7 protein-coding genes, 2 tRNA genes and 3 rRNA genes are annotated in these 14,829 nt (G+C 43.7%); 4 read left to right on the top strand and 8 right to left on the bottom strand.

Annotation, left to right across the window (positions count from 1 at the left end; translation table 11 throughout):
* Positions 1-2: 2 nt before the first annotated feature.
* Entirely contained in the window at positions 3-1,361 is a 1,359-nt protein-coding gene (locus NEJAP_RS16995) for a magnesium transporter (protein WP_201348337.1), read from the bottom strand.
* A 154-nt stretch (positions 1,362-1,515) separates the two neighbouring features.
* Here NEJAP_RS16995 and NEJAP_RS17000 point away from each other — a divergent pair, with 154 nt between their 5' ends.
* From NEJAP_RS17000 to NEJAP_RS17015, 4 genes are all read left to right on the top strand, one after another.
* Positions 1,516-2,469 carry a zinc transporter ZntB gene (locus tag NEJAP_RS17000; protein ID WP_201348338.1) on the top strand — a complete coding sequence of 318 codons (954 nt, stop codon included), beginning with the start codon at positions 1,516-1,518 and terminating at the stop codon, positions 2,467-2,469.
* A 217-nt stretch (positions 2,470-2,686) separates the two neighbouring features.
* Complete coding sequence (locus NEJAP_RS17005) at positions 2,687-4,774, top strand: TonB-dependent receptor plug domain-containing protein (protein WP_201348339.1); 2,088 nt, start codon at positions 2,687-2,689, stop codon at positions 4,772-4,774.
* 27 nt (positions 4,775-4,801) lie between these two features.
* Positions 4,802-5,731: an ABC transporter substrate-binding protein gene (locus NEJAP_RS17010; protein ID WP_201348340.1), complete on the top strand. Its 930-nt coding sequence runs from the start codon at positions 4,802-4,804 to the stop codon at positions 5,729-5,731.
* Positions 5,732-5,807: 76 nt separating this feature from the next.
* Positions 5,808-8,366: an ATP-binding protein gene (locus NEJAP_RS17015; RefSeq protein ID WP_201348341.1), complete on the top strand. Its 2,559-nt coding sequence runs from the start codon at positions 5,808-5,810 to the stop codon at positions 8,364-8,366.
* A gap of 15 nt (positions 8,367-8,381) precedes the next feature.
* Here the strand turns inward: NEJAP_RS17015 and NEJAP_RS17020 are convergent, their stop codons facing one another.
* The 7 genes from NEJAP_RS17020 to NEJAP_RS17050 all read right to left on the bottom strand — a co-directional run bounded on the left by NEJAP_RS17020 (position 8,382) and on the right by NEJAP_RS17050 (position 14,559).
* On the bottom strand, positions 8,382-8,717 hold the full coding sequence (locus NEJAP_RS17020; RefSeq protein WP_201348342.1) for a hypothetical protein: 336 nt from the start codon (positions 8,715-8,717) through the stop codon (positions 8,382-8,384).
* A 40-nt stretch (positions 8,718-8,757) separates the two neighbouring features.
* A complete protein-coding gene (locus tag NEJAP_RS17025; protein WP_201348343.1) occupies positions 8,758-9,237 on the bottom strand; it encodes a DUF2489 domain-containing protein in 480 nt (159 codons plus the stop codon).
* Between the two features lie 162 nt (positions 9,238-9,399).
* A 5S ribosomal RNA gene (gene rrf / locus NEJAP_RS17030) occupies positions 9,400-9,515 on the bottom strand.
* Between the two features lie 115 nt (positions 9,516-9,630).
* Positions 9,631-12,522, bottom strand: a 23S ribosomal RNA gene (locus NEJAP_RS17035).
* A gap of 192 nt (positions 12,523-12,714) precedes the next feature.
* A tRNA-Ala gene (locus tag NEJAP_RS17040) sits at positions 12,715-12,790 on the bottom strand.
* 49 nt (positions 12,791-12,839) lie between these two features.
* Positions 12,840-12,916, bottom strand: a tRNA-Ile gene (locus tag NEJAP_RS17045).
* Between the two features lie 100 nt (positions 12,917-13,016).
* Positions 13,017-14,559: ribosomal RNA gene (locus tag NEJAP_RS17050) — 16S ribosomal RNA — on the bottom strand.
* Together the 16S, 23S and 5S rRNA genes with 2 tRNA genes alongside form the textbook arrangement of a ribosomal RNA operon.
* Between the last annotated feature and the right edge of the window lie 270 nt (positions 14,560-14,829).

The following is a 14,829-nucleotide window of genomic DNA, read 5'->3' on the forward strand; positions in this document are numbered from 1 at the left end:
GTTCAGATTAGGAATAACGTTCCCAGCCCGAGGAAGGTCACAAAGCCGACAACATCGGTCACCGTTGTCAGTATGACTGAACCTGAAAGCGCGGGGTCGATCTTCAACTTTTCTAATAAAACAGGAATAATTACTCCTGAAAAAGCAGCCGCCATTATGTTGATAGCAATCGCTGAGGCAATCACCAACCCAATCATAAAATCTGAAAACCAATAAGCAACAACTCCCCCTATAGCTAGTGCCCACAAAAAGCCATTGAAGCAACCCACACTTAACTCTTTTATTAGCAGAGGCATTAAATTACCTCGGGATATTTGGCCTAATGCAATACCGCGGATAATGAGCGTCAATGTTTGGCTACCCGCAATGCCACCCATCGAAGCAACAATAGGCATTAATACAGCAAGTGCTACCACTTGTTGTAGCGTCGCTTCAAAGAGTCCAATAGCCCAAGATGCTAAAAATGCAGTTAGTAAGTTAATACCAAGCCACGTAGCGCGACGCATTGAGCTTTTTAATATGGGAGAGAACAAGTCTTCCGATTCGGATAAACCTGCGCGAGCCATATTTTCTGCTTCATGGCTTTCGCGCATTATTTGGAAACCATCTTTAATCGTCATACGCCCGATTAACATGCCTTTAACATCGATAATCGGTAATAAAACGTATTCAGATTTCTCCAGAACCTCAGCACTCTCTTCAAGGCTCATTTCTGCCAACAGAGGCTCTGCCTGTTCGTCTAACAACTCCACAAGCGAGATATGCCCAGGCGAGCCAAAAGTACTTTGCAGAGGGACCGTTCCGGCATAACGTCCGGCCCTATCTGTTAGAAATAACGTATCGGTACATTCAGGAATAGCACGGCGTAGTAAACGTAGTGCATCGTAAACCTTAGCATTCTGAGGAAGCACTAAAAGATTATGATCTGCATAACGACCAATTTGATTTTCGTTAAATTGGTTGCTGTGTTCAAAAAACAGACGCTGCTTCTGATCCATCTGCTGTAATGCAAGATCAATCAAATGGTCAGGCAAAGAGTCAGCTAGTTCAATTAAGTCCTCTGGGCTTAAAAGTGAAAATATCTGCTCAAGATTATCTGTAGCCAATGTATCAATAATTGAAAGGCGTGCCTCCGCTCGCATTTCAACCAGCACTTCGGCCTGCACATCATCAGAAATTAATTGCCATTGAGAAAGGCGCTCCTCTATTGGCAAAGCTTCAAGTAAGCGTGCCCACTGATCAAACTCTAGATCTTCAAGTTCATCGATAAGCATTGCCTTTTCTATGGCAACATTTTCAAGATCAGTATCAACACCGGCATTAACTATGCGGTCAACTAAAGGACCTAAATCATCTGACATACAAGCCACTACTTGCTAGTAAATAACGGAACCTAGATTGCCATGATTCATGAAGCATAACCAATATATCCGACGCTCATATGTAAAAAAATTCCCATTGATCAAACAACTATGCAACTATTACCTACCAAATATCAGAATCTGAGAGCAAATAATGCAAGGACTAATTCACGCCCTAGAGCTTGATAATAAGGGAGGTGCATCATTGTTAACCTCTCCTTTTAAAACCTCTTCAGCAGTGCAGTGGATTCATCTTGATTTTACTGAACACGACGCGATTAACTGGCTGCGTGAAGAAAGCGGCGTTGATTCAATTATTGCAGATGCATTACTAAGTGAAGAGTCTCGACCTCGTTATAATGAATACGAGGATGGAGCTTTAATTATCTTACGCGGCGTTAATATGAGCCCTGAATCAGACCCTGAAGATATGGTTTCAATTAGACTGTGGATTGATAAAGATCGTATTATTAGTACCCGCTGTCGAGTGCTATTGTCCGTACAAGATACCTATCGTAGTTTGTTAGCAGGCAAAGGGCCTCAAAACTCCGGTGAGTTCATTACTAGCCTTTGCGATAAACTCGTTGATCGCGTTTCCAGCTTTGTTGATCGCGTAGATGAACAAGTTACACAATTAGAAGAAGAAGCTATTGAAAACCCCTCAAGGGGCAAACGTAAAATAATTTCGGATTTAAAAAGACAAATTATCGCTTTACGTCGTTATCTACTTCCGCAAAGAGAAACATTTATAGCCATCTCAAAAAGTAATAATGAAATATTCAACAATAGACATCGGCTCATAACAGAAGAAGTAACAGAGCATTTGATGAGAAAGCTCGATCACCTTGAGTCTATCAATGAAAGAATCAATGTTATTCTCGAGCAACTCGCCAGTAATAGCTCGGAAATGCTAAATGAGCGCATGTATTTACTGTCTCTCATCACCGCCCTATTTTTACCTCTTGGCTTTCTCACCGGGTTGCTCGGTGTCAATATTGCAGGCATGCCTGGTACTGAATCACCCTCTGCATTTTGGTACTTTGTTATAATACTGATCACGATATCAGGCGGGATTTTTTGGTATTTTTATTCCAGAAAATGGATGTAACTATCATCTTATTTTTTCATATTTTTATTCTATGAAATTTAAGTCTACTACCCACCTGCTAAATTCGTTATTCTTCCTAATAATTTTTTAGTGGTTATTCAGCATGCTAGATTGGGTTCTAACAAATAATGGGTTTGTTATTGAAGCAGTTATTATGCTGGCCATCATTATCTATGTTGGCACACGCATTTAAAGCTATTCTAATATCAGGTGTTATATGAATTATCCGTGTTTGAGTCATTTCCCGCAGTTTCTACTTGTATTGTCTTTATCTATAACGAGTTCAACCTCCTATGGATATAATGAAACTGATCTCTTTAGTGATATTCCAGAAATTGTCTCTGCTACTCGTATCTCACAAAATATTTCAGAAGCGCCTGTCTCAACCACAGTAATCACGCAAGAGTTGATCCAAGCATCGGGCGCTACCGATATCCCTGAGCTATTTAGGCTAGTCCCAGGTTTTCAAGTCTATACACCCAATGCAAATAAGTACGCAGTAACTTATCATGGCGCTTCAGGCGAGTTTCCTCGCAATCTCGATATTCGTATTAATGGGCGCCCCGTCTACATCCCTCTTCTATCGACAGTGGCTTGGAATACTCTGGGGATATCTATTGACGATATCCAACGTATAGAAGTGGTGCGCGGCTCGAACGTGCCTTCTTATGGCTCAAATGCATTAATGGGAGCCATTAATATTATTACTAAAACCCCCATTGAACAAACTTCGCACCAATTAACAACAACAGTGGGAGCGCAAGGCAAAAAAGATGTCACGGCATCTTTTAGCGGTAAAGCCAACGATTTGTATTACCGTGTCAGCTTGGGTCATGAAGGTAATAAAGGGTTTGATTTTCAAAAAGATGGTGAGAATGTAAATTTGGGCAATCTACACTTCATATTTACTCCTTCACTCTATGACAGCATAGACTTTACTGTCGGATTTAATAACGGAGTCATGGGTATCGGAAGTGGCGATAACTTAAGAGAATACCAAGACAGGGAACACTTCTCTCATTTCCAATACCTTCAATGGAACCATATCATCAATGAAACACACGAAATCAACACTCAGCTTTATCATAACTACCTAAGACTCGAAACAAAGTCTTTCAATGCATCAGAACTACTAAATGATCCAGGGTTAGCAAACCTTAACGCCCAGCTTGCCTTCCTAGCAGCAACATTAGGCAGCAACTACCCATTCAGCAGTAGTCATGTAAGTGATTTCCCCGTATTTAGTAGTGCAGAAAATGGCAGTACACAAACATACGGTGCAGAGGTTCAGCATACATACTCTCCTAACTCATTTTTCACATTAGCCTCGGGATTAGGTTTGCGCTACGAGAAAGCAACTAGCGGTGTATTACTAGGAAGTGACTCAACAGTTGATGAAGAGACCTATTTTTTCTTCACTAATGCTGAATGGAAACAAACTGACCGTCTAAGTTGGAATGCAGGCTTGATGTCTGAGTTTTCCTCGATTACATCTCCTGCAACCTCATTACGACTCTCCTCAAATTATAAATTAAACGATACTCTTATCCTGCGTGGAGCGATAACCCAAGCTTATCGGACACCATCGCTTCTAGAAGAAAATAATAAGTCAGCTTATATATTCCCAGAAGGTGTACCTTATGATTTTATATCTCTCCCAAATGATGAGTTAGAAGCAGAAAAACTCAATGCCGCCGAACTGGGACTGTTTTGGTCACTTCACGAACTAAATGGCTTCATTGACCTGAAAATTTTCCAAGAGCGTATCTCTAATGGTATAGACAGCTGGTTTTATGACGGGCCGATTGACCTTCTATCCATTGCTCAAGGTTTTAGAGATGAAGTCAGAGAGCTACGTAATGCCTCTAATAGAAAATCACACGGATTTGAAATACAAGCTAGCATAAAACCATCTAAAAACGACCTTATTCATTTTGCATATAGCTTGACCAAAATAAGTGGCATCCAAAGAAGAGGGGAGTTAGCGAGAAAACCTGATCGAACCTATGATGATTCCGCACCACGCCATACAGGAACCTTATTACTTAATCATCAATTCACAAACTCTTTAGATAGTAGTGTTATTTTCAACTACATGTCAGACGTACAGTGGCGAGATAGTAGTCTCATTGAAAGCTACAAAACTACTGATTTTAAAATAACAAAATCGTTCCCTACTGGTCATGGTCAAAAATTAACAACGAGTTTTCTTGTTAAGAATTTGTTTGATCATAAGTATTCTCAATTCCAAACTAAGAATTCTTATGATCGTCGTTTATACTTAACAATGAAATTAAATTTCTAAAATTACCGGCACGGACAGCCTGAAAATATGACTTATTGGATATGGAGAGCAAGGAGGGTAAACAAGGCAATATTTACTGCCCTCCTCTTATTCGTGCCCATTCTTTGTCAAGCTAACTCAATATCTCGTGTTACCTTACTACTGAGCTCAAAACAACCTGTTTACCAATTAGTAGCCAAGAGCATTCATTCTTCATTGCACTCGAGCGCCGACATTGAAGAATACACCATAGACTCAATCAATAATATTTCAGAACCACCAGAAATAGTTCTAACAATTGGCTCTACTGCGTTTGAAAAGGCTTTAAATAAGTTTAAAGCCTCACCTATTATTGCAAGCTTTCTCCCACGTAGAGTTTATGAGGAATTACTTGAGCGGACATTAAGAAAACCTAACAATACAACGGCCGTATTTATTGATCAGTCAATGTCGCGCCAATTAGCTCTTGCTCGATTGATTGTCCCAACAGGCGTAACCATTGGCACCGTGTTTGGAGCATCATCAATACATGAAAGAGAACGCCTTTATCATGCAGCTAAAAAAACAGGCTTCAACATAAAGTCAGTTGCCCTCAATAGTGACGATAATCCAGTCAACACCTTACAGCCCGTCATCCAAGAATCGGACGTGTTTCTAGCTATTCCTGACCAATCAGCCTTTAACCGAGCTAGCGCTAAATGGTCATTATTTCTTGCGCTTCGACTAAAAAAGCCACTCATCGGTTTTTCAGAAAAATATGTAGATGCAGGGGCTCTGGCGGCAGTCTTTTCATCTCCTCAACAAATAGGAAAACATGCAGCGGAAACGCTCAATACTTATTTAGAAACAGAGGTACTTGTTGGGCCAGCACACCCGAAATATTTCACTGTAAAGACAAACCTAAAATCTATACAAACCATTAACATACAGATGGATGATGCTGTGATATTGCAACAGCAGTTAGGAGACTCTCATTAACTCCTCGCCTAACGCGCTTTTTCGGCTTGGTATCAGAAAGGGAATTTTGCTCCTGACTCTTTTACCATTGTTGTTTATGTCTCTACTTTTAGGAGGCTACTTCACTTATACGCGTTTACAAGATGCGGAGTACTCCCTCCTTGAACGCGGTCAATTATTAGCTCGTTTAATTGCATCCTCATCAGAGTTTGGTTTTATAACTAATAATAGCGAGCTGCTTAAAAACCTCAGTAAAGGACCGCTATTAGAACAAGATGTATCAGACATACTGTTTCTGGACGGAAAATACGAATTAATCCTACGTTCCGCTGAATTTCCTATCGATCTTCAAATAGCGTCTGGTGAAACATACAACCACAATGAATACTGGTACTTTACTCAACCTATTATCACCACAGGTATACCATTCTTAGATAATTCAGAGTTTCAAGAATCGGAACAGATTATAGAAACAATAGGCTGGGTTGTTGTTGTTATTTCTGAGTCGAGGAAAGTACAACAAGAAGAGCAAATATTTATAGCAAACACTCTTTTGTTACTCATAGGCTCAATATTTACATTCTTTCTCGCGCAGCGGTTTGGTAAACGAATCAGCTTACCGATACTCGAGCTCACTCAAACAATGGAAAAGATTCAAGCCGGACAATATGACGCTCGTATAACAAATACTTATACCGGCGAATTCAATTCGCTTGCCATTGGGCTCAATAATCTTGCAGATACTGTGCATAAATCTATAAAAAACCAAGAAAATAAAATTGAATTAGCGACACGCAAATTACAATTCACGCTTCATCACCTAGAACAACAAAATAATGCTCTAGCCACTGCAAGAAAACGTGCAGATGAGGCAAACAAAGCAAAAGATGATTTCCTAGCAAGAATGAGCCATGAGCTACGCACTCCACTAACATCTGTTGTTGGTTTTTCAAAACTACTTAAGCAAAGCCCTTGCACAGAAGAACAGTTGGAACATATAAGAATTATTAACCAAACATCGCAGATGCTTCTGTCTATCATCGATGACATTCTAGACTTCTCTAAGCTCCAGCAAGATGCGATAACAATAGAGCACATCCCCTTTAATTTAGAAGATGCAGTTTACGATGTGATGGAAATGCAAGCCCCACTAGCTCATAGCAAAGGATTAGAACTTATTGCCCATCTACCTGAAACTGAGCGCCTTGAGATTATTGGGGACCCCACTAGACTTCGGCAAATAGTATCAAACATTTTATCAAATGCAGTGAAATTCACAGAGAGCGGTTCTGTCGAAACTTATTTAAGCATTAAACAATTAAATAAACAGCAAAGCTTGTTCACACTTAAGATCATAGACACTGGCATTGGCATTCCCCAAAAGCAGCTAGAACAGCTCTTCAAAGCTTTCATGCAAGCAGACACATCTATTACTAGGCGCTTCGGCGGCTCAGGGCTAGGCTTAGTTATCGCTAAAAAACTTACTGAGCTAATGGGAGGCAAGCTGTCCATGAGTAGCGAAGAAAGCCAAGGAACAACACTTACGCTAGACCTCCCATTAAAAACACAAAAAAATGCGAACCCCATTACTAAAAATACCAGTGAAGCTGATACAACCACCATTTACTATGAAGAAAATACTTCTCTTCGAATAGCCATTAGCAGCATATTAAAACAACAGAATAATAAAGTTATAGCGGTAAACAGTATCGAAGAGATGAAGCGGCAGGCTGAAAAAAATAATGTAATAGTAAGTATTCCTGCTAATCCACAAAAACAAATAACACTATTAAAGGAGATAAAAGACATAAGCCGTCATTGTGCTAAATTGATATTCCTTTCACCTAACTGCACGAATCTTCCTGTCGCAAATAACATAGCCATATTAAACAAACCAGTCAGACCAAGCCGCATCCAGCAAGCAATAGAACGGACAATTCGTATTGAAGCCACAGACACTAAACAACGTGTAGCGGTAAAGGCTATAAAAGTCGTAGTAGCAGAAGACAATGAATTCAACAGTATTCTTATTAACAAAATACTTAACAGCTTTAACATACAAGCGTTTACGGCAACCACAGGACTAGAAGCAATCACACTAGTTAAAGAAGAGAAACCTGATATTGTTTTAATGGATGCCCATATGCCTATTATGGATGGATTTGAGGCAACAAAACATATCAAGGAGCGATGGCCCTCCCTCCCGATTATTGCCCTCACTGCCAACATTATAGAAAGTGAGCATATCGCTTTATATAAAGCCGGAGTATCTAAGGTATTACTAAAACCTATTAATGATTCACAGTTATTTGAGACTATTAATGCTCTCACTACAAACGTACTACAAGTAGACGAGAACGCTCAAAAAATCACACAAGTAACAGATATCACGAAATATGACATACACCCTCAGCAACTAGAGCAAGAGCTACAGTCTCTAAGCAGACAACTAGAAACAGCGTTTCAAACATATCAAATTGATGCTATTAGAGAAATCAACCATCAGATTGCGGGGATCTCTGGACTATATGAGCTGCCTGAAATTGAATGCTGTGTCTCAAGCCTGCAAGCACTGATAAGTAAAAGCACTATGGACTGGCCTAGCATATGGAAAGTTATCTGGCGCCTTAAGCGCATACTAGACAGCAATGATTGATAGTAACAGTGGCACTTAAAATGAGCGGTAGCTAGGCTCTTGATCCATCAAGGCCTTTAAAGCAGAACGTATTTCCTTTAGACGATCCATCCCCACATTGTTATAACGATAACGGCCAGAACCAAATAAAATCTCTTGGTGGCCGTCCGCTAGCAGCTCTAAATCGTAACAGCGCAAGCGAATTTTCTCTAACTCCGGGTCATGTAAGATAGTTAACCCAACAAAGACCACCCACTGATCAGCATCACCTTCCCCTTCACACAGGTCTGAAATTAGGCAATACACATCCATCCGTTTAGGGCGATAAATTGGTGGGCGACCAAACAGCATAGCAATAGCAAGTAAAAGCAAAAACAATAAACATATAATAAAAACTAAAATAAAGTCCACTTTAATGAAGAGCTCTATTCAACTCAGAATTCAGGGCCCCAGCTGCTTCAATAACCTCATCGGCACGTTTATTTTCTATATCAGCCATAAAAGCTTCATACTTTCTTTTGGTACGCTTATCTAAACTTTTCCATGCTTTTAATATAGGGATGTGTTCTGTTTCATTAAAAATATCAGAGAACACTTTATAAGATTTTTTACTATGAAACTCAGGATCTAAATGATCAATTAATACTTTAATTCTGATAGAACCTTCGACAACACCAACCTGACCACTCATCAAAGCTTGTGATAATACTTTGAGGCTATCAAGTACATAAGTATATTTTTCTTGGCGCACCTTATTAATTTTCTCGGCCTGCTCTTGCTGAGCCAAACGATTTTTCTTTATAAGTTGATATTTTTTATAAATAAACACTAAAAGAAACACAATAATGAATGCTCCAAAAGCAATCATCGAAATTATTACTGATTCTGACATCGAATAAACCTACTGAGCTAACACTGTTGATAAAAATAAATAATACAGTAAAAGCCTCGAAGGCCCTAGAGCTTACATCACCTGTATTGAGGACTCTTGGTGTTCTAAATCGCAGGCATAAAAAAACCCTGATCACGAAGTGATCAGGGTTCTCTATTAAAAGCTTGGCGATGACCTACTCTCACATGGGGAGACCCCACACTACCATCGGCGCTAAAACGTTTCACTTCTGAGTTCGGGATGGGATCAGGTGGTTCCATTTCGCTATGGTCGCCAAGCATAAACTGTCACAACATGGATTTGATGAAGGCTTTTCTTTGTCTTGGTCTATTCACAAGCACTACTCTGTAATCTTATCTTTACTACATGCTTCCCACACGCCTTTGGCGTTATATGGTCAAGCCTCACGAGCAATTAGTACTGGTTAGCTCAACGCCTCGCAGCGCTTCCACACCCAGCCTATCAACGTCTTAGTCTTAAACGGCTCTTTAGGGGAATCAAGTTCCCAGCGAGATCTCATCTTGAAGGGGGCTTCCCGCTTAGATGCTTTCAGCGGTTATCCCGTCCGAACGTAGCTACCCGGCAATGCCACTGGCGTGACAACCGGAACACCAGAGGTTCGTTCACTCCGGTCCTCTCGTACTAGGAGCAACTCTTCTCAAATCTCAAACGCCCACGGCAGATAGGGACCGAACTGTCTCACGACGTTCTAAACCCAGCTCGCGTACCACTTTAAATGGCGAACAGCCATACCCTTGGGACCGGCTTCAGCCCCAGGATGTGATGAGCCGACATCGAGGTGCCAAACTCCCCCGTCGATGTGAACTCTTGGGAGGAATCAGCCTGTTATCCCCGGAGTACCTTTTATCCGTTGAGCGATGGCCCTTCCATACAGAACCACCGGATCACTAGCACCTACTTTCGTACCTGCTCGACGTGTCTGTCTCGCAGTTAAGCACCCTTATGCGCTTGCACTCAATGCATGATTTCCGACCATGCTGAGGGTACCTTCGTGCTCCTCCGTTACTCTTTGGGAGGAGACCGCCCCAGTCAAACTACCCACCACACAATGTCCTCGATCCCGATTAGGGAACAGAGTTAGAACCTCAACAGTACCAGGCTGGTATTTCAAGATTGGCTCCACACGATCTAGCGACCATGCTTCAAAGCCTCCCAGCTATCCTACACAAGTAATGTCAAAGTCCACTGTGAAGCTATAGTAAAGGTTCACGGGGTCTTTCCGTCTAGCCGCGGGTACGCTGCATCTTCACAGCGATTTCAATTTCACTGAGTCTCGGGTGGAGACAGTGTGGCCATCGTTACGCCATTCGTGCAGGTCGGAACTTACCCGACAAGGAATTTCGCTACCTTAGGACCGTTATAGTTACGGCCGCCGTTTACCGGGGCTTCGATCAAGAGCTTCGCCGAAGCTAACCCCATCAATTAACCTTCCGGCACCGGGCAGGCGTCACACCCTATACGTCCACTTTCGTGTTTGCAGAGTGCTATGTTTTTAATAAACAGTCGCAGCCACCTGGTATCTTCGACTGCCAGCAGCTTAGAGCGTAAAGCTCATCACCGCCAGCAGCGTGCCTTCTCCCGAAGTTACGGCACCATTTTGCCTAGTTCCTTCACCCGAGTTCTCTCATGCGCCTTAGTATTCTCTACCTGACCACCTGTGTCGGTTTGGGGTACGGTTCGTTATAACCTGAAGCTTAGAAGCTTTTCCTGGAAGCATGGCATCAACAACTTCAGTCCTCAAGGGACCTCGTCATCGGTTCTCAGTCTTATAAGAGCCCGGATTTACCTAAGCTCTAAACCTACTACCTTAAACGCGGACAACCAACGCCGCGCTTGCCTAGCCTTCTCCGTCCCTCCATCGCAGTTATAACCAGTACGGGAATATTAACCCGTTTCCCATCGACTACGCATCTCTGCCTCGCCTTAGGGGCCGACTCACCCTGCCTCGAATAGCGTTGGACAGGAACCCTTGGTCTTCCGGCGGGGAGGTTTTTCACCTCCCTTATCGTTACTCATGTCAGCATTCGCACTTCTGATACCTCCACGGTGCCTCCCGGCTTCCGCTTCAACGGCTTACAGAACGCTCCTCTACCATGCCATAAATGGCATCCGCAGCTTCGGTGTCTAGTTTTAGCCCCGTTATATCTTCCGCGCAGGCCGACTCGACTAGTGAGCTATTACGCTTTCTTTAAAGGGTGGCTGCTTCTAAGCCAACCTCCTAGCTGTCTAAGCCTTCCCACATCGTTTCCCACTTAACTAGAACTTTGGGACCTTAGCTGGCGGTCTGGGTTGTTTCCCTTTTCACGACGGACGTTAGCACCCGCCGTGTGTCTCCCGTGATTGCACTCATTGGTATTCGGAGTTTGCATCGGGTTGGTAAGTCGGGATGACCCCCTAGCCGAAACAGTGCTCTACCCCCAATGGTGAGACACGAGGCGCTACCTAAATAGCTTTCGAGGAGAACCAGCTATCTCCGAGCTTGATTAGCCTTTCACTCCGATCCACAGGTCATCCGCTGGCTTTTCAACGACAGTCGGTTCGGTCCTCCAGTTGATGTTACTCAACCTTCAACCTGCCCATGGATAGATCGCTCGGTTTCGGGTCTAATCCCAGCAACTATACGCCCTATTAAGACTCGGTTTCCCTACGCCTCCCCTAAACGGTTAAGCTTGCTACTGAAATTAAGTCGCTGACCCATTATACAAAAGGTACGCAGTCACGGTCTCAAGGACCGCTCCCACTGCTTGTACGTACACGGTTTCAGGATCTATTTCACTCCCCTCACAGGGGTTCTTTTCGCCTTTCCCTCACGGTACTGGTTCACTATCGGTCAGTCAGGAGTATTTAGCCTTGGAGGATGGTCCCCCCATATTCAGACAGGATATCACGTGTCCCGTCCTACTCGATTTCATTGAAAATAGGTTTTCGCATACGGGGCTATCACCCACTACGGCCACACTTTCCAGTGTGTTCTGCTAACCACATCTCAACTTAAGGGCTGTTCCCCGTTCGCTCGCCGCTACTTAGGGAATCTCGGTTGATTTCTTTTCCTCCGGGTACTTAGATGTTTCAGTTCCCCGGGTTCGCCTCTAAACACCTATGTATTCAGTGTAAAGATACTCTATAAATAGAGTGGGTTTCCCCATTCAGAAATGTGAGGATCAAAGCTTGTTTACCAGCTCCCCTCACCTTATCGCAGGTTACAACGTCTTTCATCGCCTCTGACTGCCAAGGCATCCACCGTGCACGCTTTGTCACTTGACCATATAACCCGAAGGCGTCTGGCAAGAAACATGTTCTCGTAACGATAAAATTACTTTTGGCGCTTGTGTTTAAACAAGACTTTCTTTCATCAAATCCACATTGTTAAAGAGCGTTTAAAGCAAAAAGCTTTAAATGCTACACTCAAAAGATAATAAAACTCTCTTAAATATAATATTTAAAACTTTGTAGTAATGGTGGAGCTATGCGGGATCGAACCGCAGACCTCCTGCGTGCAAGGCAGGCGCTCTCCCAGCTGAGCTATAGCCCCATTATTGTGAGTATTGACACACTATCGATTTCTTGACCAATCGTGAAATTGGTAGGCCTGAGTGGACTTGAACCACCGACCTCACCCTTATCAGGGGTGCGCTCTAACCAGCTGAGCTACAAGCCTATCGCAGCGGTCACTTGGCAGACACCAAGTCACTCGTTTGCTCTCTTTACTTCGGTCAGATAATTCGTGTGAACGCTGTGCCAGAACTCGGCTTATCGTTTAAGGAGGTGATCCAGCCGCAGGTTCCCCTACGGCTACCTTGTTACGACTTCACCCCAGTCATGAACCACACCGTGGTAAACGTCCCCCCGAAGGTTAGACTATCTACTTCTGGTGCAATCCACTCCCATGGTGTGACGGGCGGTGTGTACAAGGCCCGGGAACGTATTCACCGTGGCATTCTGATCCACGATTACTAGCGATTCCGACTTCACGGAGTCGAGTTGCAGACTCCGATCCGGACTACGACCGGTTTTGTGAGATTAGCTTACCTTCGCAGGTTTGCAGCCCTCTGTACCGGCCATTGTAGCACGTGTGTAGCCCTACTCGTAAGGGCCATGATGACTTGACGTCGTCCCCACCTTCCTCCGGTTTGTCACCGGCAGTCTCCTTAGAGTTCCCACCATTACGTGCTGGCAAATAAGGACAAGGGTTGCGCTCGTTACGGGACTTAACCCAACATTTCACAACACGAGCTGACGACAGCCATGCAGCACCTGTCTCAGAGTTCCCGAAGGCACCAAGCTATCTCTAGCGAGTTCTCTGGATGTCAAGAGTAGGTAAGGTTCTTCGCGTTGCTTCGAATTAAACCACATGCTCCACCGCTTGTGCGGGCCCCCGTCAATTCATTTGAGTTTTAATCTTGCGACCGTACTCCCCAGGCGGTCAACTTATCGCGTTAGCTGCGCCACTAAAGAATCAAGTTCCCCAACGGCTAGTTGACATCGTTTACGGCGTGGACTACCAGGGTATCTAATCCTGTTTGCTCCCCACGCTTTCGCACCTCAGCGTCAGTATCAGACCAGGTGGCCGCCTTCGCCACTGATGTTCCTTCCTATATCTACGCATTTCACCGCTACACAGGAAATTCCACCACCCTCTTCTGTACTCTAGCTTGGCAGTATCAGGTGCAATTCCCAGGTTGAGCCCGGGGCTTTCACATCTGACTGACCAAGCCGCCTACGCGCGCTTTACGCCCAGTAATTCCGATTAACGCTCGGACCCTCCGTATTACCGCGGCTGCTGGCACGGAGTTAGCCGGTCCTTCTTCTGTTGCTAACGTCACAGATGTTACGTATTAAGTAACACCCTTTCCTCACAACTGAAAGTGCTTTACAACCCGAAGGCCTTCTTCACACACGCGGCATGGCTGCATCAGGGTTTCCCCCATTGTGCAATATTCCCCACTGCTGCCTCCCGTAGGAGTCTGGGCCGTGTCTCAGTCCCAGTGTGGCTGATCATCCTCTCAGACCAGCTAGAGATCGTCGCCTTGGTGAGCCTTTACCTCACCAACAAGCTAATCTCACGCAGGCTCATCTGATAGCGAAAGGTCCGAAGATCCCCTCCTTTCCCCCGTAGGGCGTATGCGGTATTAATCCAAATTTCTCTGGGCTATCCCCCACTACCAGGCAGATTCCTACGCGTTACTCACCCGTCCGCCGCTCGTCAGCAAAGTAGCAAGCTACTCTCTGTTACCGCTCGACTTGCATGTGTTAAGCCTGCCGCCAGCGTTCAATCTGAGCCATGATCAAACTCTTCAGTTTAAAATCATTGGTAATTTATCAATACCGGAGTATTAACAACTACCTAAATCTAGCTCAGGTTTTGCTAACTAAAAAACTTTATAAAACGTATGTTTCATTCTGTTCGTTAGGTTGCTTATCCTGATAAAGCTTTTGTAGCTTCATCCTGACAAGCGCCCACACGAATTATCTGACCAATCTGTTAAAGAGCGCTTGAACGTGTCGTTCAAGTGAGGCGCATATTCTACCGAACGCCTCGCTGGTGTCAACCTTTATTTTGCAACTTTCTGA

The organism is Neptunomonas japonica JAMM 1380 (assembly GCF_016592555.1).
Taxonomy (GTDB): domain Bacteria; phylum Pseudomonadota; class Gammaproteobacteria; order Pseudomonadales; family Balneatricaceae; genus Neptunomonas; species Neptunomonas japonica_A.

What these genes read in the sequence shown, in the direction of transcription:
- NEJAP_RS16995 (WP_201348337.1), bottom strand. Translation starts at nt 1,361, where the DNA reads ATGTCAGATGATTTAGGTCCTTTAGTTGACCGCATAGTTAATGCCGGT.
- NEJAP_RS17000 (WP_201348338.1), top strand. Translation starts at nt 1,516, where the DNA reads ATGCAAGGACTAATTCACGCCCTAGAGCTTGATAATAAGGGAGGTGCA.
- NEJAP_RS17005 (WP_201348339.1), top strand. Translation starts at nt 2,687, where the DNA reads ATGAATTATCCGTGTTTGAGTCATTTCCCGCAGTTTCTACTTGTATTG.
- NEJAP_RS17010 (WP_201348340.1), top strand. Translation starts at nt 4,802, where the DNA reads ATGACTTATTGGATATGGAGAGCAAGGAGGGTAAACAAGGCAATATTT.
- NEJAP_RS17015 (WP_201348341.1), top strand. Translation starts at nt 5,808, where the DNA reads ATGTCTCTACTTTTAGGAGGCTACTTCACTTATACGCGTTTACAAGAT.
- NEJAP_RS17025 (WP_201348343.1), bottom strand. Translation starts at nt 9,237, where the DNA reads ATGTCAGAATCAGTAATAATTTCGATGATTGCTTTTGGAGCATTCATT.